The sequence below is a fragment of the Snodgrassella sp. W8132 genome (genome assembly GCF_016100865.1).
Lineage (GTDB): Bacteria > Pseudomonadota > Gammaproteobacteria > Burkholderiales > Neisseriaceae > Snodgrassella > Snodgrassella alvi.
Genome location: NZ_JACFRQ010000001.1, coordinates 1,361,015 through 1,384,311 on the forward strand (window position 1 = coordinate 1,361,015; position 23,297 = coordinate 1,384,311).

The 23,297-nt window shown below is 41.3% G+C and carries 19 protein-coding genes and 2 tRNA genes; 14 read left to right on the plus strand and 7 right to left on the minus strand.

The features are described 5' to 3' along the window. Nucleotides 1–46 precede the first annotated feature (46 nt). The 8 genes from H3U82_RS06025 (at nucleotide 47) to H3U82_RS06060 (ending at nucleotide 8,839) form a co-directional block, all read left to right on the plus strand. Nucleotides 47–2,020, plus strand: a complete 1,974-nt coding sequence (locus H3U82_RS06025; RefSeq protein ID WP_171991508.1) for a monovalent cation:proton antiporter family protein — start codon at nucleotides 47–49, stop codon at nucleotides 2,018–2,020. Between the two features lie 65 nt (nucleotides 2,021–2,085). Continuing rightward, nucleotides 2,086–2,161 (plus strand) — tRNA-Val (locus H3U82_RS06030). A gap of 32 nt (nucleotides 2,162–2,193) precedes the next feature. Continuing rightward, nucleotides 2,194–2,270: transfer RNA gene (locus H3U82_RS06035), tRNA-Asp, on the plus strand. A 463-nt stretch (nucleotides 2,271–2,733) separates the two neighbouring features. Further along, entirely contained in the window at nucleotides 2,734–3,678 is a 945-nt protein-coding gene (locus tag H3U82_RS06040; protein WP_084551808.1) for an ABC transporter ATP-binding protein, read from the plus strand. Then, the gene (locus H3U82_RS10965) at nucleotides 3,675–4,475 is read left to right on the plus strand and encodes an ABC transporter permease subunit (protein ID WP_037393524.1); all 801 of its coding nucleotides are present in this window, start codon (nucleotides 3,675–3,677) and stop codon (nucleotides 4,473–4,475) included. The genes H3U82_RS06040 and H3U82_RS10965 overlap by 4 nt, the downstream gene beginning before the upstream one ends. 266 nt (nucleotides 4,476–4,741) lie before the next feature. Continuing rightward, nucleotides 4,742–5,941, plus strand: coding sequence for an MFS transporter (locus H3U82_RS06050; protein ID WP_198209648.1), 1,200 nt, complete (start codon nucleotides 4,742–4,744; stop codon nucleotides 5,939–5,941). 727 nt (nucleotides 5,942–6,668) lie between these two features. Continuing rightward, nucleotides 6,669–7,637, plus strand: coding sequence for a LysR family transcriptional regulator (locus H3U82_RS06055; protein ID WP_198209649.1), 969 nt, complete (start codon nucleotides 6,669–6,671; stop codon nucleotides 7,635–7,637). A gap of 191 nt (nucleotides 7,638–7,828) precedes the next feature. Beyond that, nucleotides 7,829–8,839 carry an aldo/keto reductase gene (locus tag H3U82_RS06060; protein ID WP_078475075.1) on the plus strand — a complete coding sequence of 337 codons (1,011 nt, stop codon included), beginning with the start codon at nucleotides 7,829–7,831 and terminating at the stop codon, nucleotides 8,837–8,839. A 73-nt stretch (nucleotides 8,840–8,912) separates the two neighbouring features. Here the strand turns inward: H3U82_RS06060 and H3U82_RS06065 are convergent, their stop codons facing one another. The 5 genes from H3U82_RS06065 to H3U82_RS06085 form a co-directional block, all read right to left on the minus strand. Then, nucleotides 8,913–9,956, minus strand: coding sequence for a zinc-dependent alcohol dehydrogenase family protein (locus H3U82_RS06065; RefSeq protein ID WP_110414019.1), 1,044 nt, complete (start codon nucleotides 9,954–9,956; stop codon nucleotides 8,913–8,915). A 455-nt stretch (nucleotides 9,957–10,411) separates the two neighbouring features. After that, complete coding sequence (locus H3U82_RS06070; RefSeq protein WP_025330257.1) at nucleotides 10,412–11,089, minus strand: protein-L-isoaspartate(D-aspartate) O-methyltransferase; 678 nt, start codon at nucleotides 11,087–11,089, stop codon at nucleotides 10,412–10,414. Further along, nucleotides 11,083–11,835 (minus strand): 5'/3'-nucleotidase SurE, encoded by a 753-nt coding sequence (surE, locus tag H3U82_RS06075; RefSeq protein ID WP_037393579.1) that lies wholly within the window; start codon nucleotides 11,833–11,835, stop codon nucleotides 11,083–11,085. Before surE ends, H3U82_RS06070 begins: the two co-directional genes overlap by 7 nt. Nucleotides 11,836–12,290: 455 nt before the next feature. Then, nucleotides 12,291–13,436, minus strand: coding sequence for a polyamine ABC transporter substrate-binding protein (locus tag H3U82_RS06080; RefSeq protein ID WP_025330255.1), 1,146 nt, complete (start codon nucleotides 13,434–13,436; stop codon nucleotides 12,291–12,293). Nucleotides 13,437–13,612: 176 nt separating this feature from the next. Next, nucleotides 13,613–15,229, minus strand: coding sequence for an inorganic phosphate transporter (locus tag H3U82_RS06085; RefSeq protein ID WP_198209650.1), 1,617 nt, complete (start codon nucleotides 15,227–15,229; stop codon nucleotides 13,613–13,615). 622 nt (nucleotides 15,230–15,851) lie between these two features. On the opposite strand from H3U82_RS06085, the gene H3U82_RS06090 reads away from it, so the two are divergent. After that, nucleotides 15,852–17,495: a lactate permease LctP family transporter gene (locus tag H3U82_RS06090; protein ID WP_198209651.1), complete on the plus strand. Its 1,644-nt coding sequence runs from the start codon at nucleotides 15,852–15,854 to the stop codon at nucleotides 17,493–17,495. 71 nt (nucleotides 17,496–17,566) lie between these two features. Here H3U82_RS06090 and moaA read toward each other — a convergent pair whose 3' ends face one another. Beyond that, complete coding sequence (gene moaA / locus H3U82_RS06095; RefSeq protein WP_037393542.1) at nucleotides 17,567–18,541, minus strand: GTP 3',8-cyclase MoaA; 975 nt, start codon at nucleotides 18,539–18,541, stop codon at nucleotides 17,567–17,569. A 186-nt stretch (nucleotides 18,542–18,727) separates the two neighbouring features. Here moaA and H3U82_RS06100 point away from each other — a divergent pair, with 186 nt between their 5' ends. Genes H3U82_RS06100 through glp form a run of 4 tightly spaced genes read left to right on the plus strand, consistent with a single transcriptional unit; the run spans nucleotide 18,728 to nucleotide 21,228 of the window. Further along, a complete protein-coding gene (locus H3U82_RS06100; RefSeq protein ID WP_025330251.1) occupies nucleotides 18,728–18,976 on the plus strand; it encodes a MoaD/ThiS family protein in 249 nt (82 codons plus the stop codon). A gap of 1 nt (nucleotide 18,977) precedes the next feature. After that, the gene (locus H3U82_RS06105) at nucleotides 18,978–19,439 is read left to right on the plus strand and encodes a molybdenum cofactor biosynthesis protein MoaE (RefSeq protein ID WP_084586273.1); all 462 of its coding nucleotides are present in this window, start codon (nucleotides 18,978–18,980) and stop codon (nucleotides 19,437–19,439) included. After that, nucleotides 19,430–20,041, plus strand: coding sequence for a molybdenum cofactor guanylyltransferase (gene mobA / locus H3U82_RS06110; protein WP_172397120.1), 612 nt, complete (start codon nucleotides 19,430–19,432; stop codon nucleotides 20,039–20,041). Before H3U82_RS06105 ends, mobA begins: the two co-directional genes overlap by 10 nt. Continuing rightward, nucleotides 20,038–21,228 (plus strand): gephyrin-like molybdotransferase Glp, encoded by a 1,191-nt coding sequence (gene glp / locus H3U82_RS06115; protein WP_110414015.1) that lies wholly within the window; start codon nucleotides 20,038–20,040, stop codon nucleotides 21,226–21,228. Before mobA ends, glp begins: the two co-directional genes overlap by 4 nt. 204 nt (nucleotides 21,229–21,432) lie before the next feature. On the opposite strand, the gene H3U82_RS06120 is transcribed toward glp, so the two are convergent. Then, nucleotides 21,433–22,002 carry a TetR/AcrR family transcriptional regulator gene (locus H3U82_RS06120; protein WP_198209652.1) on the minus strand — a complete coding sequence of 190 codons (570 nt, stop codon included), beginning with the start codon at nucleotides 22,000–22,002 and terminating at the stop codon, nucleotides 21,433–21,435. Between the two features lie 87 nt (nucleotides 22,003–22,089). Between H3U82_RS06120 and H3U82_RS06125 the strand changes: the two genes are divergently transcribed. Beyond that, nucleotides 22,090–23,157 carry a hypothetical protein gene (locus tag H3U82_RS06125; protein WP_198209653.1) on the plus strand — a complete coding sequence of 356 codons (1,068 nt, stop codon included), beginning with the start codon at nucleotides 22,090–22,092 and terminating at the stop codon, nucleotides 23,155–23,157. The last annotated feature ends 140 nt before the right edge of the window (nucleotides 23,158–23,297 follow it).

The following is a 23,297-nucleotide window of genomic DNA, read 5'->3' on the forward strand; positions in this document are numbered from 1 at the left end:
TATGTTAAAATATGATAATAAAATTTTAATTAAATAAAATCAATATATTATGCATATTTCTCTTGGCCCTGTCGTGATGATTCTTTTGGTGGCCGTTTTGGCCTCTATCATCTGCCGACGTTTACACATTCCCGCCATGCTAGGCTACCTGGTAGTTGGCTTCATAGCCGGTCCTGGCTGGCTGCATTTAATTAATCAGAGTCATGCCACCGAATTTATCGGAGAAATCGGCATTACTTTTCTTATGTTCAGCATCGGGCTTGAATTTTCCATCGGCAAACTCAAAGCCATGCGCAGGCTGGTGCTTGGTTTAGGCGGATTACAGGTCGCACTTACCCTGTTGATACTTTTTATCCTGTTTGCAGCCATGCGTATTCAGCTGACATGGGCGTTTACCCTTGCCGCAGCCATGACTATGTCTTCGACGGCTATTGTCAGCCGCATTATGGTAGAAAAAAACGAACTGGGACAGCATTACGGCCACATGATTATGGGCGTACTGCTGATGCAGGATATTGCCGTCGTTCCATTAATGATTTTATTACCTGCTCTGGCTCACAGCAGTGACGGTCTGATCCTGCAAATGGGCAAAGCCCTGCTTACCATGGCACTTGCCTTAGGTCTGCTGCTGGTGGTCGGCAGTAAAATCATGCCTATGTGGTTCCGTCTGATTGCCCGCACCAAATCCAGCGAACTCTTCATGATTAACGTTTTGCTGGTCACTCTCGGAGTTGCTTATCTTACTCAGCTGGCCGGTCTGTCACTGGCACTGGGTGCCTTTGTTGCCGGTATGCTGATATCAGAAACCGAATACCGCTATCAGGTAGAAGATGACATTCGCCCCTTCCGGGACATTCTGCTCGGCTTCTTCTTCATTACTATCGGCATGAAACTGAATATACAAGTTTTACAGTCAAGCTGGTTAATGATACTGATACTGGGAGCACTGCTGATTATTCTGAAAGCAGCGGTACTATTTGGCATTAGCCGCTACATGAAAGAAAATACCGGCGACAGCATTAAAACAGCTTTGTATCTCGCTCAGGGCGGTGAATTCGGCTTTGTTATGCTGGCCATTAGCGGCGCATTAAAACTCATTTCTCTTGAGCTGCAACAGGCAGCCATTGCCGCCATTCTGCTTTCCATGATACTGGCACCCTTTATTATGCGAAGTGCAGATAAAATCAATAAACTGCTGGTTAAACGCAGCTGGGACGAACAGGCAGTTGATTTACAGAGCATACTGGTAGATACCATGAGCAAATCTGACCATATCCTCATTATCGGTTTCGGCCGCTGTGGTCAGAGCATTGCCCGCATCCTGCAACAGGAGGAGACACCCTACTATGCCATTGATCTGGATGCTGAGCGGGTTGCCACAGCCAAAGCTGCCGGAGAACCGGTCACATTCGGTGATGCCAAACGGCAGGAAGTATTACAGGCAGCCGGATTAAAACGTGCCAATACCGTACTGATTACCATCAATAATATGACAGAGGCCAAGCATATTCTCAATAATATTATGCTGATTGCCCCTACCATGCCGGTAATCGTGCGCGTTACCAACGACGACAACATTCCTGTGCTAACCAATATGGGTGCAGACGATATCGTTTCTGATGAGAAAGAATCCAGCCTTACACTCGCCAGTCAGGCATTATTAAGCTCAGGCAAACCGTTTGATGAAGTCTATCAAATCATGCAGCGTATTCGTCAAAATCGTTATCAGGCACTTGAAGGTTTATTTGCCGGCAGCGATGACACCGTCTCTGATGAGAATATCCATTATTTCCGTCAGGCTTTCACTCTGCCGCCAGATGCTTTTCTGGTAGGTAAAAGTGTAGACGACCTTCCGCTGGACAAATTGAAAGTAAAACTGCTCTCAGTACGCCGCAATGCTCATCAATTACGCAAATTTGACTCTGAATTCCGTTTTAAAAATGCAGATACCCTGGTTGTACTTGGTCCCAGAGACAAAGTAATTCTTTTTGAAAACTGGTCACTACAGGGAACGAACTAATTTTTTCATCACTAGTACTTGCCAGCGAACAGCATATCTGGTTTAATAGCGTCTTTCCCAAGCAGGGGTGATTAGCTCAGTTGGTAGAGCGTCTGCCTTACAAGCAGAATGTCGGCGGTTCGACTCCGTCATCACCCACCAGTTTTCTGTTTTATGCATTGCATAAAACTTGCGCGGTGGTAGCTCAGTTGGTTAGAGTACCGGCCTGTCACGCCGGGGGTCGCGGGTTCGAGCCCCGTCCGCCGCGCCAAATTAAATAAAAAAGCACAGCATAAGCTGTGCTTTTTTATTATTTCATTATGTACAAACATTTTTCAGATAACCTATTACGTCAAACCCGAATATTTAAATACATAATCTTTATAGAACAGATATCCTTTAATCAGATCATTTATGCCTCATTCCCAGAATTTTTCTGATAGATAATTTTGATTACGGCAAAAAATTATTTCAGTCAGATTTTTTCTGCTTAGCTATTTATCTGATTCATTACATAAAAAAGATTCAAAAGCAACACTCAATTTATATTCAGCATGTCCGGACTGAATAAACTACCAATAAACCAGACATTCTAATATTGTTAAATTATGTATAATACATTATTATGAATAAGGAAAATAAAAATTCCGTACACCATAAAGACAGGTATTGCTTTACTCACATAACATCGACAAAGTCAATAAATTTAACTCCCTGAACAAGAAAGGTTTAGAGTGGGAAAAATCAATTATCTCATTGAAGTTAAAAATGTTAGCAAAAAAATTAAAAACAGGAAGATTCTGGATAACATTTCTTTCAAGATTGCACCCGGTCGGATTATGGGCTTTTTAGGCCCCAATGGTGCCGGCAAAACCACTATGCTGAAAATACTCACAGGTCTGATGTTTCCCACTTCCGGAGACATTAAAATCTGTGGACACAATATACAAAAAGACTTTGAAAAAGCAGCTTTTAATCTTGGTACCATCATTGAAAATCCGGAATTCTATAATTACATGTCCGGTTTCAATAATCTGCAAATTTTTGCTGATATGAGCCGTCAGTCAATCAGTAAAGATGATTTAATGCAAACATTAACCAGAACCGGGCTTAAAGGTGCAGAACACCAAAAAGTCAAAGGCTATTCTCTGGGTATGCGCCAAAGATTAGGCGTCGCAAACGCAACTATTCATCAGCCTAAAGTATTAATTCTGGATGAACCCATGAATGGTCTTGATCCGGAAGGAATGAAAGATTTTCGTACATTGATGAAAAATTTTGTTCAGCATGGAAACAGCATTATTATTTCCAGCCACCTGCTTTCCGAGCTTCAGGAAATTGTTAATGATATTTTTATCGTTAATCAGGGCAGACAGGTCTATGCGGGAACAATGAGTGATTTTCTGGGTAAATCCAATAACATTATTCATATCGAAGTAGACGGAGATTTAGCACCGGCAGAAAAAATTCTGCTGAACAACGGGTATCAGGTTACCCGTCAGCTCAATAATCTTGAAATTGCAACTGATTCAACTGACCACGATCCGCGTGCAGAAATTGCCAGACTTCTTGTTCAACATGATATTCCCTTAATTGGTTTGAAGCTGACTCATTACTCTCTGGAAGATTCTTTTCTGCAAAGCATAAAAAACGATAATCAACAAAAGGTCAACAAATGAAATTACTAATTAATGAATGGCGTAAATACCTTAAAAACACCCGAAGTGTCATTATCATACCCATAATATTATTATTGATACTAATTATTTATTTCAGCACTATGCATTTTGTGGTCACTCATACATCACATTCAATTTCTAAAAATGATAGTAACCAAGTCTTTTTATATAGTATCACTATTTGTTACAAATTTATTAATTTTATCTCTATTATTTATGCATCTAATATTCTAAGTTCTGAAATATCCAAAGGAACAGTTAAATTTATTCTGACCCGTCCTTATCAGCGCTACAAAATATTACTGGCTAAAATTGCAGCGATTACTATATTAATGTCTGTTTTTCTGATTGTATCTGTAATTATTTGTTTATTAATACATATACTGACAATTCACCAAATACCGGAAATTAGCATCGTATTAAAGTACACTGGAATATACAGCATATTCATATTAGCCATTACAATATTTTTTACTGCTTTTGCTCTGATGCTTTCTTCCGTATTTAACAGCAGTGCACTCATAACCGGTAGCTGTATTGTGTATTATTTCTTTGCTAGTGGTCTGTGGAGACTAATCAACTTTTTCTACCTTCATTTACCTGAAGACGGATGGATATACAAATTAAGCCCATTAAATGTAAACAGCTATTTGATTGAGTTAATTTCTAAAACAGTTGATCAGTCTGTCCAGAGTGAATTTTTTATTACCTTGGCAGCCAATATTGTCTATGCATTGATTTTTTTCCTGATAGCCACATTGATATTCAGACGGCGTGATATTTCATTATCCAACTAACAGACACTAAAATTTTAAAGGTCAGGCTTCAAAATATTATTTAATAATTCAGTAATTTAAATGATATTTTCAGTCTGACCTTTATGCTATTTTGCAATTTATCAACCTCAATCAGATTATTATGATTGAGGTCTTTGCTTTTTGCATTGGTTTATCTTGTTTTTTCTACAATACGAATTTCGTATAACAAATTATATATTTCTCAATTCTTTTTTTGTTAGTTAACCTGTCTTGAACTCAATCACTCGCTAATCGGGATTTTGTTCATGGAAGCAAAGTCTAAAGAAAATCTTGTACAGACAAAATCGAATTTAATGTTATCAGCATTATTAATCATGCTGTTAGTCGGGTCGGTTTATATCAGCCAACTTATTTTTCAAGAGATCTCTCAAAGCTATCATATTGATATTTTAGCAGCGAGAAATGTATTCAGCTTATCTTGCTTTTTTTATGCCATTTCTTTTTTTATTTATGGCCCGCTTTCGGACAAAGTTTCGACAAAGTTGTTAGTTTTGGTCGGTAGTATTGGAACTGTTTGTTGTTTATTTTTATCGGTGATTGTTGATTCTTTTACGTTGTATTTGGTCACCATGTCATTAATCGGTTTTTTTGCCGCTGCTGTTCCTGCGGCATTATTCGCTTATACAGCTAAAAACACGCCTAACCATAAGTTACCCCAAGCAATGGGAATGATGATTTCAGCTTCTATTGTGGGCATGATTTTTAGTCGAAGTATAGTCGCAATGCTGACCGATCTTTGGTCTTGGCAAGTTGCATTTATTATTTATGCAGGTTTGATAACTGCAACATGTCTTTTTGTCCCTTACGGTATAAAACGCTCAATAATTCAACCTTCAACTAATAGTGTACGGGGTACTTATCTAGCGGCAATTAAATTATTACTTGATAAAACGGTAGTTATTTTTTTATTAGTCGGCTTTTTACTATTTTTTGTTTATTTAGGATTATCTTCATTACTTACTTTTTATTTGAAAAGTTCACCTTTTTATTTGTCTGCAACAACTTTAGGCTGGCTTAATTTTGCCGGTCTGAGTGCGGTTATTGGCACCATAATTACTGGTAAATTATCACAGATTATCAAAGAACGGTCTCTCTTAATCATCTGTTTGCTAGCTGTATGTATATCGGTTGTGACTATTGGTTATAGCTCAGCAATATATATTATCGGATTCGGGATTTTTGCTTTGTTTTTATTTGTATTTGGCATTCAGCCATTAGTTATAGCCATGCTTAATAAAATTGTGCCAATTAATTCGCGCGGTGCGATTTCGTCTTTATATTTACTCTCGTGTTTGGCAGGAGGCAGTATTGGCACTTATCTATTAGGTATAGTTTATCAAAACATGACCTGGAATGGAGTAATAGCCATTTGTGTTCTGTTGTCAACGTTAAATCTAATCTTAGCGTTAGTTGGTATTCAACTTATTAACAATAATCATAAATAATAAAAATACAGGAATTTATTAATAAGGGAACTCGTTATAAAAAAAGATTATTACCATCCTCGATATTTATGTTTTGCAGATTTTTTGATGATTAAGTATGACAAATTTAAGATGATCACCTACAAGCTCAATGCTCCGATAGCAATTGCCTTTGGTAGCGCAGAGCTTATGTATATAACAGATTAGTCAAATAATTCAATAATCAAAGTAAACACCAACGGTGAAAAAAAGATTTTCTTTGACATCATACATAAACACTTAAATACAGATATGCAGACAATCTTTGGGATTCTGCCATTAAATAAAATAGCTAAACGAATTCATAAGTGAAACTGACACAACTTATTTTCAACAATATCTGTTTTCTGCTGATCCAGCCAATGCATAATTGATAATTAGCTTAGCCGATATCTGTAAACCATATATTTAGTTTCCCATACGATTGTTACACCAGATTATTTGGTATTATTTCTCTCATTATTAGTTTCTATAGATTTAATTAATATTTTCTCGTTAACTTTCATACTAACATTAACTATATCTTTTCTGTTATGATTCCCGACGATATCAATAATTACCTGCAGATAATTTAATTTTAGATTTGATTTTTTTTAAATCATTTCCATTAAACATTCGCATGATGTGCTTTTCCAGTCTGATTGACGAAAATATTGTCGCTTATACAGTTTAATTGCGAACGGATGCACAACAATGAATTAGGGGAAATATGTATAATCAATTACCTGCTCAGACAGAACATAATCTTGATAACTCGGCCATTTACAGTCGGCATCTGCCAACAGTCCGACAATTGCAATATTTTCTGGCAGTATGTGAAGAAGGTAATTTTCGCAAGGCAGCCAGCAGACTGGGTATTAGTCAGCCCCCGTTATCGATGCAAATCAAAGAGCTGGAAGAAAAGCTGCAAACTACTTTATTGGTACGTAATACCCGTTATGTAATGCTTACTGAACAGGGAAGACAATTCAGAGACAAAGCCAGAAACTGGCTGGAAGGTTTATCTCTGGCCATAACCAATGTTAATAATTATTCAACAGACAGAATAACTGTCGGTATAACTAAAATTCTGGGTTTTAATTTTATTCCGCTATTCAGCGAATTTATTAGTAAATTCCAGCCAAACATCGATCTTTTGCAGCAGGACTATTCTTCAAAAGAGCTATTGGCTGAATTTAATAAAAGCAATATTGATCTGATTATTATTTCAGATTATAAAAAAAATAATGATCAGGCAAATAGTTTATTAGTCTATCAGGAAAAACTGGTACTGGCCTTACCTGAAAACCACCCTGCCTGTTCACGGGATGAAATAGATTTAAATACAGTAACAGACTTACCTCTGTACTGGTGTAAACGGTACCAGAATCCGGGATTGTATGATCAACTGCAAAAAGTCATCAGCAACTTAACTGCTTCTCTGGTTTTACAACCGAAATTACCTAATTTCTTAACCATGCTGATGGAAATTGCCATGGGCAGAGGCATGTTATTACTTCCGGCTTCTATGGCACAGGCATATATCCCGGGAGTGGTATATAAAAAATTAACTACTGAATATGAACAGCAACTATCAATCGATATACATCTGCTCTGGCATCAGCAGGCTGAAAATACTGTGATACAAACCATTATTGAGTATTTTAAGCACCATAATTCAGTTAATACCCCATTGTGACATGTATATTTCCGGAAGGTTCAGAAACTCAAATCATTGATATATTTTTTATATCAATGATTTTATATTTCTCTTAGCAAGGTTAATTAATTACTATCACTATCAATAATTAACAATTATCTGACCGCAGTCGAATAAAAGCATTATTTGATTAAGTGTTTCAGATATAACTAATCTGAGGATAGAAAATAATGAGCCATTCTTTACCACAACGAAAACTTGGACAAAACATTACCGTATCTGCAATGGGCTATGGAGCAATGGGTCTGAGCGAATTTTATGGTGATATGGATACAGCACATGCCCGCACAATGATGCACAAAGTTATTGATAGCGGTGTTACGCTGATTGACACAGCAGATATGTATGGTCGGGGTGAAAACGAAAAACTGATCGGTGCAGTATTGAAAACTCTGCCTGCTTCAGTACGGGCACAACTTACTATCGCAACCAAATGCGGTATTGATAGAAACAATACTTCCGGCTATAACCGCAGCATTAATAACCACCCTGAATATATTAAACAATGCTGCGATGACTCTCTGGCCAGACTCGGCATTGAACAGATCGATTTATTTTATATTCATCGTTTAGATCCTAATGCTGCAATTGAAGATACAATGCAGACTCTGGCAGAACTGGTACAGGCAGGGAAAATAGCCCATGTCGGTTTATGTGAAGTTTCTGCCCCTGTTTTGCAGCGTGCCCATGCAGTTCATCCGGTTGATGTGGTGCAAACAGAATATTCGCTGTGGACACGTCATATAGAAGATGATTCAGTGCTGCCATTACTAAAAGAATTAAATATCGGTCTTGTACCCTACTCACCTCTCGGGCGTGGTTTTCTGACCGGTAAAATTCAGAATAAAAACGAATTGGCTGAAAATGATTTCCGCCGTACCAACCCCCGTTTTCAGGATGATAATCTGGAACATAACAAACGTTTGCTTCAGGCATTAGAACCCATGACTGTTAAATATAATTGCACTATGGGTCAAATCGCACTGGCCTGGCTGCTCGCGCAATGGGAACATATTGTACCTATACCGGGAACCAAAAGTGAAAAATACCTGAATGAAAATAATCAGGCTTGCCAGTTAAAACTGGATACAGCAGATATTCAGACATTGAACGAGCTGAAAAATCATATCAATATTCAGGGAGAACGCTATACACCGGAAGGTATGAAAGGCATTTTCTGATCAGACCGTTAGAATGAGCGTTGCTGTTTATACAGATAACTCCCGCAGCTTAACAAGCTGCGGGAGTTATCTATTATTCATGGCTGACAATAACTAATGATTTAATTGCCTGACGCTGATCCATAGCCTGATAGGCAGCCTGAATATCGGTTAAATCAAACCGATGGGTAAATACTTTCCCCGGCTGAATTTCTTCATTTAACACAGCTTGCAGTAATAAATTTTTATCATAAGTGGTGACACTGGCAATACCGCCGCGTAATCCGATATTCCGCCAGAAAACATCGCTGGTTTTGATTTCTGTGTCATGCTGTATACCAACACAACCAACAATTGCTCCGGGGCGGGCTACAGCAACTGCTGTTTGCAGTGATTGCTGAGTTCCCACACATTCCAATACTGCATCAGCACCAGCCTGCCGGGTAAGCGACAACACTTTTTTTGTCGCTTCATCTCCACGCTCAGGCACAATATCAGTTGCTCCGAACTCCTCTGCCAGTTTTGCCCGGTCAGGATGACGGCTCATTGCAATAATTCGTTCAGCGCCGCGCAGTTTCGCCGCGATGACTCCGCACAGCCCAACCGCTCCATCGCCCATCACCACTACCGTATCTCCCGGCTTTACTTCAGCACTGGCAGCAGCATGATAACCAGTAGCCATAACATCGGCCAAGGTAAGTAACGAATTTAAAACAGCATCTGAATAATCCTGCGGCTGACCGGGAATTTTTACTAAAGCCCAGTCTGCATTAGTAAAGCGCAGATATTCACCCTGATACCCGCCGTTGCGCTCATCTTCTTTATTCTGACAATTACCATCAAAACCTGCCTTACAGGCAGCACAATGACCACAACCATGCGTAAACGGTACAATAACAAAATCACCATTTCGGACATGAGTTACTGCGCTGCCGGTAGCTTCAACAACACCAATAGCTTCATGGCCGACAATTCGTTCCGGCTCACAGGTACTGATTCCGCGATACCACCATAAATCAGAACCGCAAACACAGGCACGAACAATGCGAATAATGGCATCGGTAGGTTTCTGAATAACCGGCTTTTCCATTTCCCGTATAGCTACTTTTCCGGGTTCAACGAATACTGCTACTTTCATAGTTATTTTCCCAGATTACTGTGATTTACCTGTTTCTGACAGCCAAATCACTTTATATAACATAGTGAATCAGTACTATTCAGATTAAGCCGGAAGGAGCCAAAGAATTTTTCCAGCTTTTTCTGTATTGTTTAGCAATAACTCTTTGCTATCATTATTTTTTTCATTAAAAAATATTAAGACAAGATTATTTTACGCTATTTACTGAGTTTTTCATCAAGCAATGCACAGTAGCAACCGGTTTGGTCATAACCTATATTATTTATTCGTTATTTCATAACGTTAGCTATTTTTATACATTTAATGGTGTTCAGTTATTTGATACTGTGATCCCGTTTACTCTTTCAGGCTCTTCTGACAGTAAAGGGGATCAGTCAGTTTGACAGGCATTGATCTATGCCTGGATTCAAGTGGTTATGTAAACCGGCAAAATAAAATGACAGAATGCTTCTGGTTTAATTATCATTTACCAATGGTACAAATAAAGTCTGTTGCACACAGGTTTCCTGAAAACCTTCAGCAGTTTTGTCGATTACCCATAAAAACTGTACTCCGCCCTCATCCAAAGGTAAAACCATACGCCCGCCAATTGAAAGTTGCTGTAATAAAGGCAAAGGCACCTCTTTCGGCGCAGCTGTCAGTATAATGCCATCAAAAGGTGCTTCCTGCGGCAAACCAAGATAACCATCTCCACAGACCAGTCGTGCATGAGCCAGTAAACGTACTGCACGTAAATTCTGTTTGGCACGCTCATGTAACGGACGCAAACGCTCTATTGAGTAAATTTCACGTAAACCCAGTGCCTGTAAAATAGCTGTCTGATAACCGCAACCAGTACCGATTTCCAGTATCCGCAGATTATTTTGTATTGGCCGTCTGGCAAACAATAACTGCGTCATGACTGCGACCGTATATGGCTGGGAAATAGTTTGCCCTAAACCCAGCGGCAGAGACATATCATCATAAGCATGAGAGCGCAAAGCCTCTTCAACGAATACATGCCGGGGCACAGCAGACATAGCAGCCAATACTTCAGCACGGGTAATACCCATCTGTTTCAGCCGCTCTACCATTCGTGCACGCCGGAATTCATATCCGGTCCAGCTTACGCCCTGTCCCACTTCTGTCACCATTGTATGTCGTGTAAAAATGTACTGACTGCACCCATTTGCTGATAATTAGTTAAGTCCAGCGATAATGGCGTAATGGTAATAAAACCTGCTTCGTTATCACTAAAATCGGTTTCCTGCCAGCGAGTATCAGCGGCACCTACGCCACCAATCCAATACAGGGTTTCGCCGCGAGGACTGCTATACGGCACAATACACTGGTCATGATGTCGGCGCCCCAGTTTAGCCACACGATAGCCCTGCACTGATTCTGCTTTTACAGCCGGAATATTAACATTCCATAAAACCGGTTCAGCCGGCGGCTGTACACATACTTTTTCCAGAATAGTCATGACGGCTTTTTCAGCCGTTGCCCAATACTCACCGCTGCGATCATTAATTGAAAATGCCAGTGCAGGTATGCCCATCAGAAAAGCTTCAGTAGCCGCAGCCACTGTACCGGAATACAGCACATCATCACCCATATTGGCACCATGATTAATACCGGACAAAACCAAATCAGGTTTAAAGTCAGTCATGGTATGCATAGCTACATGGATACAGTCGGTTGGCGTGCCATTAACATAATAAAAACCGTTTGCGGCTTTTTTAATCGACAGAGGCCGGTTCAGAGTAAATGAATTGCTTACGCCGCTCTGATCACTTTCCGGAGCAACAACTCTTATTTCAGCAAATTTAGATGCTACCTGTGCCAGTAAAGCTATCCCATCTGATAAATAACCGTCATCATTACAAATTAAAATTTTCATAACCATCCCATTTAAAACTTCAAAACCTTTATTCTGCTAACGCTGCTGCTCTTTACACTTTTTATCCGACCGTGAGCAGCCAGTCAGATTAAAGATTAAGCGTGTAAATCTCAGAACAAACTTTTATTTTAAATGAATAAAAAACCATTACTTCCGATAATGACTGATAATTTCATTGATTTACTATCTGCTATATGAAAATATGCTGATATTCACTCTCAAATTTTGTCTGACCTTCAACAATCAGAACTGGTGCTGTAGCCTCTGATTATAAGTGTTTACCCATATTCTGACAGCTAATATCTATAACGATTCTGCCATTACCAGCATACTACACCCATTCAAAGAGTTATATGTTCCGATGATTCGCTAAGATAAGCTAATCATCCTAAATAAAAAACGAACCGGAACGATTCGTTTTTTTATTGAAACCTGCGTGCGCGAATATCAAACAGCTACTGCCCTGCTTTTACCTGCTGGAACAGGCGCACAGCCAGACGCACAGCATCCTGTGATTTCGGTGATACGATAAAACTCTTATCCAGTACTTCCTGAGTGGGAAATATGCTGGGGTCGCTACTAATTTCACTTCTCATCAGTGCTCGTGCCGGTTTGCTGGCTGGTGCAAAAGTCACATAATTACCATTTTTCGCTGCAACTTTAGGTTCGAGTGTGTAATTGATGTATTTCAGAGCATTGGCTACATTCTGGGCATCTTTAGGAATCATAAACGAATCAACCCAGATTCCAACCCCTTCTTTCGGTGCCAGCACCTGTAAATGCACGCCACTTTTAGCATCCTCAGCACGTTTTTTAGCGATGTTTAAATCACCACCGTAACCGGTAGCCACACACAGATCACCGCGAGCCATATCATCAATATAGCCTGATGAGCTAAAACGTTTCACATCATTACGTACGGATTTAATCAGATTGGTTGCAGCACGGATATCATCCGGTTCACTGCTGTTCGGGTCTTTACCTAAATAATGCAAAGCCAGCGGATACAGCTCTGTAGGGCTGTCAAACAGAGAAATACCGCAATTTTTCAGTTTATGTGTATATTCCGGATTAAATACCAGATCCCAGAGATTATCCGGTAATTTGCCATCAAGTGCTTTCTCTACCATAGCGGTATTGATACCGATAGTATTAATACCCCAGAAATAAGGCACTGCATATTTATTACCCGGATCTACCTTATCCATCATTTTCAACAGATTCGGGTCGATATTATTGTAATAGGACAGCTGGCTTTTATCTACCGGCCGGTAAGCACCGGCTTTAATTTCCCGACCGACATTGGCAATGGATGGTACAACCAGATCATAGCCGGAACGACCAATCAGAATTTTGGCTTCCAATGTTTCGTTACTATCATAATAATCGTAACGAACCTTGATATTATTTTCTTTTTCAAAATTTTTTACTGTATCAGGGTCAACATAGTCAGACCAGTTATAGATATTAAGCTGGTCAGTCGGATTCATGACTCCGTTATTGGAAGTATTGGAAGCAGCATCTTTATTTGCTGTACCGGCATCCGAGCAGGCAACTATCAGCAAGCTTACGATGGCTGACAATACCAGTAATTTTTTCATACACGATTTCCAATTTGTATGCCCCGTTATAACGGGAGGAAGCAAGTATCTATGACGTGCACCAGCACAGCCACCACTAAACCGACATTAAACTGTGAAATACCGTACCATGCAAGAGCATTTGGCAAATTATTACAGAGTTTGTAACCACTCAGAACACAAATAGTAATACATACTCAGAAAATCATCCGAAAAAACCAGAATAAGCCTCCGGCCAGCAGAATGGAAACCGGCAGAGTAAGTACCCATGCCATCACCAGATTACGAATTGTGGATTTTTGCAGACCACTTTTATTGGCAGCCATCGTACCGGCTATACCGGAAGTCAGTACATGTGTTGTGCTTACTGGCAAACCAAAGCGATCGGCAGCAAAAATCAGCGCGGCCGTTACTAGCTCCGCAGAAGCCCCCTGCGCATAGGACAAATGGGTTTTGCCGATTTTTTCACCCACTGTTACCACAATCCGTTTCCAGCCAACCAGGGTACCCAGTCCGAGTGCCAGTGCAACCAGTACCTTTACCCAAACCGGAATATACTTAGTGGCATGATCAATTGATGTGTGATATGTCTTTAAACTGTCCATCTGTACCGGATTAAGACTGTATTGATGAACCAGGGCATTTTTTTGCAACAAGGTCATTGATTCAGACACCAGATACATATCGTTGCGGATATTACCTACCTGTTCAGGCGGTAAATTACGCAGACTGTCGCTTTTACTCACATCATGCGCCACAATTTCTACCAACTGAGCCAGTGCGTCCAGTTGTTGCGGCGTACCCTGTTTATTTTCCACTAAAGCTGTGACCTGTGCCCGCACATCTGTACCTTGTTGCAACACAAAGCCTGCTGGCAGCAAATCATGGATGGTTTTCTGTGCAGCCACTGAATGAGCTGAAAATTTTGCCCATTCCTCCTTGGGTACAGTATGGTTAAGAGCATACGCCATGGGCACGGTACCAATCAGAATCAGCATAATCAGACCCATACCCTTTTGTCCGTCATTTGAGCCATGGGCAAAACTTACTGTAGTACAGGTAAAAATCAGCAGCAGACGAATCGGCCAGGGTGGTGGCATATCATTTTCCGGTGCTTTATATAAAGCAGGGATACGCAATAATTTTTTAGACAGAATTAACAGCAAAGCAGCCAGAATAAAACCGAGCAACGGCGAAAATAATAACGATTCACCAACATTAATTACCTGATTCCAGCTTACACCGCTGGTTCCCTGATGTGCCGACATCAGCTGATTAGCCACCCCTACACCGATAATTGAGCCAATCAGAGTATGAGAGCTGGAAGCCGGTAAGCCAAGCCACCATGTGCTCAGATTCCAGATAATGGCTGCTGAGAGCAAAGCAAAAATCATCGCGTAGCCAACATCACTGCCCATATGCAGAATCAGCTCCACCGGCAGTAAAGAAATCACACCATAAGCCACGGCACCGGTAGACAGCATCACCCCGAGAAAATTGAACGTTCCAGACCAGATTACCGCAGTATTGGGTTTAAGCGAACGTGTATAGATAACACTGGCCACTGCATTAGCGGTGTCATGAAAACCATTCACAAACTCAAACGCCAGCGCAATCAGAAGGGCTACTGTTAATAAGGCATATACCAGCAATGAAGAAGTGGGAATTCCCTGCAAATCATGATAAATACAAACGCCGGCATAGACCAGACCGCCCATTAGTATCAGCAGGAATAAAATTTTACTTACTTTACTAGTTTTACTAGATGCAGACATAATTGCCCCAGACGACGAAGCCGCAGACGAAGCAGACACAGCTTTCTCCCTAATGTTAGGAATTACCCTGACTTATTGTAAAAGACCAACATGACAACTTTGTGACAAACACAATTTTATTGCCAATGCCGGAATTCTCCTTATGACCCAAATTTGGCTGATAAAAGACAATCGGTATACAAACAGCTGCATTTCTGCGCCAGCACAACATTCATATTATTCTTGCCGTACAGTAATCAATTACTGTACATCTATTATTCTGCTGTATCAGTATACAGACAGTAATTAAACTCTGCTATCATTAGCATACATAAAATTAACAATATAGTTATAAATCACCCGACCAAACAAGGCAATAATTAAAAATAATCTGTTTTCTCAGACACTAAAATCAGACAAAGTAAACAATTAATATATTATCATCCTAAATTTATCTTCTGATTGAGCAGAAAAAAGACTTATTCAGCCGCATCGGCTTTAATTACAAAGATTAAAATATAAAATACAAACATTGACGTTAACATTTTTATTTTTTAAAGTAACAGCCTGCAAGGCATTATGCATTAGTTAGCATTAAAAAAATTAATAGTACTCAGCATTTTCAACAACGCACATACCAATCAACTTATCACACACAGACTCATACATTGAGGAGAAATATATGCACCAATGGGTACAAAGTTACTCGGCATTAGGTAACAGCATTTATCTCACATTGCTGGCAGCCCTTTTACCTATCATATTTTTTTTTGCAGCACTCACCGTTTTGCGCATGAAAGGCCACGTTGCCGGAGCCATTACGCTGATTCTGTCAATTATCGTGGCTGTTGCCGCATATAAAATGCCGGTTGCTCTCGCCCTGTCCTCTGCCTTGTATGGTTTCTTTTATGGTCTATGGCCAATTGCCTGGATTATTATTACCGCAGTTTTTCTCTATAACCTTACGGTTAAAAGCGGGCAGTTTGACATCATCCGCTCATCTATTCTGTCCATTACTAAAGATCAGCGTTTGCAATTGCTGCTGATTGGTTTTTGCTTTGGTTCTTTTCTGGAAGGTGCAGCCGGATTTGGTGCACCTGTTGCCATCAGTGCAGCACTACTCGTAGGTCTTGGTTTCAAACCATTATATGCAGCCGGACTGTGTCTGATTGCCGATACTGCACCAGTAGCATTCGGCGCACTGGGCATTCCGATTCTGGTTGGCGGACAAGTATCAGGTATTGATCCGTTTCATATCGGCCAGCTTGCCGGCCGGCAGTTACCTATGATGTCTGTCGTTATTCCGTTTTATCTGATATTTATCATGGACGGGATACGCGGTATTCGTCAGACATGGCCTGCTTTACTGGTTTCCGGTATTTCTTTTGCCGTTACTCAGTTCATCACAGCCAATTTTGTCGGACCTGAATTGCCGGATGTTACATCTGCCCTGGTTAGTATGGTGTGTCTGGCACTGTTTCTTCGGGTCTGGCAGCCGAAACAGATATTTACGTTCAGCGGCATGCAGCAGCCTGAAAAACAACGCGGTACTTCAGAATACTGCGCCAAACAAATTGCCCTGGCCTGGTCACCTTTCATTATTCTGACTGTTTGCGTTGCAGTCTGGACAATCAAACCACTGCAAGAATGGTTTAACTCATTCAGCCTGATTAAAATTCAATGGCCGTGGCTTGATAATCTGGTGATTAAAACCGCACCTATCGTAACGGAAAACACCCCTATCGCAGCCGAATTTAAACTTAATCTGTTAGGAGCAGTGGGCACATCCATACTGCTGGCTGCCATTATTTCCATATTGCTATTAAAAATAAAACCACGTCTGGCTGTCGATACATTCAAACATACTTTGTACGACTTACGCTATCCGGTACTGTCTATCGGATTAGTACTGGCTTTTGCATACGTAGTTAATTATTCCGGTCTTTCCTCCACACTGGCTCTGGCTCTGGCTGATACCGGCAAAGCATTTCCGTTTTTCTCACCATTCCTTGGCTGGGTAGGCGTTTTCCTCACCGGTTCAGACACATCTGCCAATGCTCTGTTTGGCGCCCTGCAGGCTAATACTGCTATGCAGGTAGGTATGGATCCGGTACTGGCTGTAGCAGTTAACTCAGTTGGTGGTGTAACCGGTAAAATGATTTCACCGCAGTCTATTGCCATTGCCTGCGCTGCTGTAGGTCTGGCCGGTAAAGAATCAGATCTGTTCCGCTTTACCGTACGTCATAGCCTGCTTTTCTGTGTAATCGCCGGCTTATTTACCGTCGTACAAACTTATCTGTTACCGTGGACACTCATCCTGTTCTGATTTAGTTCTAAAACAAAAGCCCGCTTTCCTGAGCGGGCTTTTGTTATCCGGTAACAGCAATAACCAGGATACTAACCACCGGTTTTGGCCATAATGCGCACAATTTTATCCGGTTTTTCATTGAATTCATGTTTTTCCGGTTTTAAATCCACTGCCTGCTGAATTGCCTGCTCCAGCAGAGCATCAGAACAATTTGCCATTAATAAAGGTTTTAATGCCATACTCTGTTCCTGCCCCAGACACAAATACAATGTCCCATCAACAGACATACGTACCCGGTTACAGGTGGCACAGAAATGCTGGGAACGTGGTGTAATCAGTCCTAAAGTAAATCGGCCATCCGCACTTTCCCAGTATTTAGCCGGCCCGCCGCCATAGACACGTTTACTTTCATGCAACTGATATTTCGGGCGCAGATTTTCAATCAGTTCCAGTAAATTAAAATAATCCAGTCCGCGGGCGCTTACACCCATCGGCATTACTTCAATCAGGCGCAGAATAAAGCCATTGGCAATACAGAACGCCACCATATCCTCTATATCACCGGTATTAACCCCCGGCAGCGGCACCATATTAATTTTAATCTGCTCAAAGCCTGCATCGCGTGCCGTCTGAAGACTATTTATTACCTTATCAAAGCTATCCTTACCGGAAATCTCCTGTACACATTCACGCCGCAGTGAATCCAGACTCACATTCAGCCGGTTTAGTCCCGCTTTGCGTAAATCATAGGCAAACCTGTCCAGTTGCGTGCCATTGGTAGTTAACGACAAATCTGAAACCCCAGGCAATGCCGCCAGCCGTGCAACCAGATCGGGCAGATTTTTGCGCAATAGCGGTTCACCGCCGGTTAAACGGAAACGTGACACGCCCATACGGGCAAATGCGCCGGCAACACGCTCAATCTCAGCAAACGACAGCCAGTTAACCGGTTTTTCAAACTCTGTGAATCCCTGCGGAATACAATAAGTACAGCGCAAATCACATTTATCCGTTACCGAAATTCGTAAATAATCAATACGTCTGTTGAAGCGGTCAATCAGCATGAGATAGGTAAAAGCCTGTTATCAGAAAAAATTTCAGAATAAGGCAAATGATTGGAATAATTAAGAAAAGAACGGCATTTTATCCTAAATTATTACTTAAATCCAATAGCATTGGCAGCAGCTATCTGCCATAAAAAGAAAAAACACGGCATAATAAACGATTATTGGTTTAACTATGTCTTTATCATGATTACGGTTATTTATCTGGCACGCTTTGCCGAAGAACTGGGCATGGCACAGGAAGAGCTTGCATGCAGTTTTGATGACAGCAATACCCTGCTCGCCTATCTGCGGCAGCGCGGAATACCGTTCTCCGAGGTACTGGCCGAGGGAAAAGTATATAAAATTGCTGTAAATAATATTATTCAGCATGGCAACACAGCCATTAGAGACGGAGACAGCATCGCACTGCTACCACCAGTAACCGGAGGTTAAAATGCAGACACGCATACAAATACAGACAGAAGACTTCAACCTCAGTCAGGAACTGGCACTGGCTGAAAAAAGTGCTCCGGATTGCGGAGCTGTAGTCAGTTTTATTGGTAAAGTGCGCGGCAACGATAACCCGCAACAACCACTGAGTCATCTGTATCTCACTCATATGCCGGAAGTAACCGAGCATGAAATCAGCAAAATCATCACCCGTGCCTGCGAACGCTGGTCTTTACCCTACGCCTGCGTCATTCATCGTGTGGGTGAATTACCAGTAGGCGCACAAATAGTACTGGTACTTACTGCCAGCGGCCATCGCGAACATGCTTATCAGGCCAATCATTTTATTATGGACTACCTCAAAACCGAAGCACCATTCTGGAAAAAAGAATGTTTTGCCAATGGTCTGCAGCACTGGGTAGAAATGAAACATACAGACCGGCTGCGCACACAGTCATGGGAATAAATGCAAATCTCGGGCTGATTATTCTGGCCGGCGGACTCGGTACCCGTGTAGGTGGTGCCAATAAAGCCCTGCTGACACTAAATGGTCAGCCATTGCTGGAACATATTCTGTATCAGCTTGGTCACTGCAGCGAGCACATTATTATCAGTGCCAACCGGGATATTGCCCGAATAGAAAAATACGGCTATCCCGTATATTCTGATCTGCCGGCCTATAGCGGGATGGGGCCACTTGCCGGTATCATCAGTGCTGCACAACATTTACCGGAAGCTATTGAATATCTGCAAATAGTACCGTGTGACCTGCCATTACTCAACACCGATATCATTGCCGGTTTGTATCAGAAACTATCCGGCCAGCCTGAACTTGATATTGTTTGCGCCGCAGATTCTTTCACTCTGCACCCTGTCGTTTGTCAGATGCGGCGGCGTCACTTACAGCATATCCGGCAACAGCTTAACAGCACTGGCAAACACAGTGTCCGCTCCGTCATTCTGCCATACCGGCATGCTATCGTTACCTTTGCTGACAATATTCCGTTTACCAACTATAACAGCAGCGCAATGTTTACCAGCATGCGCAGCGGAGAAACAACCTTATGATGGATGTTTACCAAGGGCAGGAAGCCCTGTTACAACAGGCAAGCCGCATAGTCGATACTGAAACCGTACCGCTTAATCAGGCTGCCGGGCGCATCCTCGCCCAAAGTATTATAGCTACTACAGACTCTCCCGCATTCGACAACAGCGCTATGGACGGCTATGCGATATGCGGGCTCGATTGCTCTGAATGGCAACTAACCGATACAGCCGCAGCAGGAGATACACGACAGCTAACCCTGCAACACGGTCAGGCTATGCGTATCTACACTGGTGCCGGAATTCCGGTAAATACTGATGCAGTAATTATGCAGGAGAACACCTGCGTTGAAGGACTCACCCTCAGCTGCACCAGCACACCCGTTGCCAATGAAAATATTCGCCGTCAGGGCGAAGAGCTGAAACAAGGGGCAACTTTACTGGAAAAAGGTGCATTACTTAATGCTCAGGCAGTCGGACTGGCCGCCTCACAGGGATTCAGTGAACTACAGGTTTACCAAAAACTGCGTGTAAGCGTATTTACCACCGGTGATGAACTGGTAAGTGGCAATAGCCAGTTACAGCAGCATCAGATATATGATAGTAACCGCCCCATGTTGCTGGCCTGTCTTCAAACTTACACATTTATTGAAATCATTGACGGCGGTATTCTGCCGGATAATCTCGATATCATCACCGAAACCCTTTCCAAAGCCGCCACCAGCAGCCACAGCATTATTATTTCCGGTGGTGCTTCTGTAGGTGATCGTGATCTGGTTAAACCGGCACTGCAACAATTAGGCAGTATAGAACACTGGAAACTGGCGATAAAACCGGGCAAACCCTTTGGTTGGGGCAGTATCGGTGAATGTCGTGTCATGCTTCTGCCCGGCAATCCGGTAGCCAGCTTTGTTACCTTCAAACTGCTTGGACTACCGGCACTGCAAACAGCCGCCGGGCGCCATATTCTGCAAGCACTACCCGAATGCTATCAGGCCAAAGCTGCTTTCAGCATAACCCCGAACCGGCAAAAACGACGCGAATTCCTGCGCGGAACCTTGCGCTTTACCAATAATGGTCCGGAGGTTATTCCATTAAATAAACAGGGTTCACATATGCTTTCCGGTTGCGTGAATGCACAGGTATTAATCGATATTCCCGCACAAACTGATATTCAGCAGGGACAGTGGCTGACAGTTTATCCGATATAAAAAATAAATTATTCAGCAAAAATAAGGCCGGAAAAAGCAAGAGAGCTTTTTCCGGCTTTCATATAATCAGGATTTTTCTAATTTTATTATCTGATTAGCCAAATAATCTGATAACCTGAGCAGAATTTCAATTTGCTAATGGCCGACTATATTTGGTTTAAATTACTGCTCAATTTGTTTTTATAAATATATTGCGCATCGTGATCAGGTGCTGCTGATAATCAGACTAATCGTGTGCAGTAAATCTGCCTTAATTTTATCCAACTCAATGCCTGAGCGTTTTTTCCCTGCAACCACCCATATACCTTCGAGCAAGCTAACAATGATTAATGCACGTCGCTGTATTTCATCATTATTGAGTACAGTATTCTGTGATTGGACGAAACAAGCTATTTTTTTTAAATATTCCTGATAAAACAAATCAATAGCATGATGAGCTTCTGTTGTTCGTTCAGACAGTGCCCAGATTTCCCACATTAACTGACAATTGTAAACATCATCAAGTTCTGAGCAAATGATATCTATCAGTACACTCATCGTTTCAGCATCACTTTTTAGCGCAAGATTTATTTTCCGCTCAACCAGTAGCAGCATATTTTCAACCAACGCGCTAAAGAGTTTTTCCAGCGTAGGAAAATAATATTGCAGATTACTTAACCGTATTCCCATTTCATCTGCCACTATCCGCATACTGAAATTCACCCCGCCCCGTGTCGCCAGCAACCGCGCGGCAGTAGTCAGTATTTGTTCTTTTTTTGGAGATAATTTAGCCATCATGCTTTTTATAAATAGGTCAATTGACCAAAAATAAATTATTTAGTATATTATTTTAGGTCAATCAACCTAAAATAGAAAGTCTGCATGAACAATCAGCTGTCAGTATTATTAATCGGTGGCTATGGTGTAGTAGGCAAACAAGTAGCGGCACTGTTAAATCAATATTATCAGGATGTACATATTATTATTGGCGGGCGCAATATACATACTGCAACTGCATTTGCCAGTACCTTATCCAAAGCATCTGCAATACAATTCGATATCAATGCACCACTGCTTCCAGACAATATCCGGCCCCAATTAATTGTAACCCTCGCCAATGATCCCGATAACCGCGTACTGCATTTTGCCATCAAAAATCAGATTGCCTATCTTGATATTACTCGCTGGACGGATAAATTAAAAACAGCGATTACCTATACCCATACATTCGACCAGTTGCATGCTCCCATAGTATTTTCTTCCACATGGATGGCTGGTGTAGCTGCCAGCCTGATACTCCGGCAGGCACTTAAATTCAAACAGATAAACAGCATAGATATTAATATTCTCTATTCTATGCAAGATAACTCAGGAATCAATTCTGTAGATTATATGGACAGAATGCTGATTCCTTTTGAAGTCATCGCCGAGGGACACACTCAAAGCTGTATGCCATTTTCAGACAGCAGGCTGGTCAGCTTTACAGATAAAAAACGTTTTCGGGTTTATCGCTTTGATACACCTGATCAGTTAATCTTGCCAATGTTAACCCAAGCCAGATCAGTATCCACACGAATTGGTTTTAACAGCAATATAACCAACCGCCTTTTCTATGTATTAATTCATAGTGGCTTCTGGCGTTTAATCTCAACGCAACGTTTTAAAACATTTCGCCAGAAACTGCTATACAATCCGGGTAAAGGTGATGAGCACCGCATTTTAATCAATATCACAGGCACAGATTCGGCCAACCAGCCAGCTCAATCCATCTTATCCATTACAGATCCTAAAGGTCAGTCCCATCTCACCGCTATTGGTGCATTTAACCAGATACATTCGATATTCACTCAGCAATTATCTAATCGGGTTTACTTCGGCGAAACACTGCCGGATATGAATATAGCAACTAATATACTTAAAAAAGAAGGCGTGAAAATCGATTTCGACTAATATCTATCTGAAGCTTATCAAAGTCTTCAGACAATAAATTCTGAAATATTTTTATTAAACAAAAAATTATGATTCATTAATCAGTACATGAAAAGATTAATAAATCATTTCAACTAAGATTTTTTTAACAGCTGATTCAG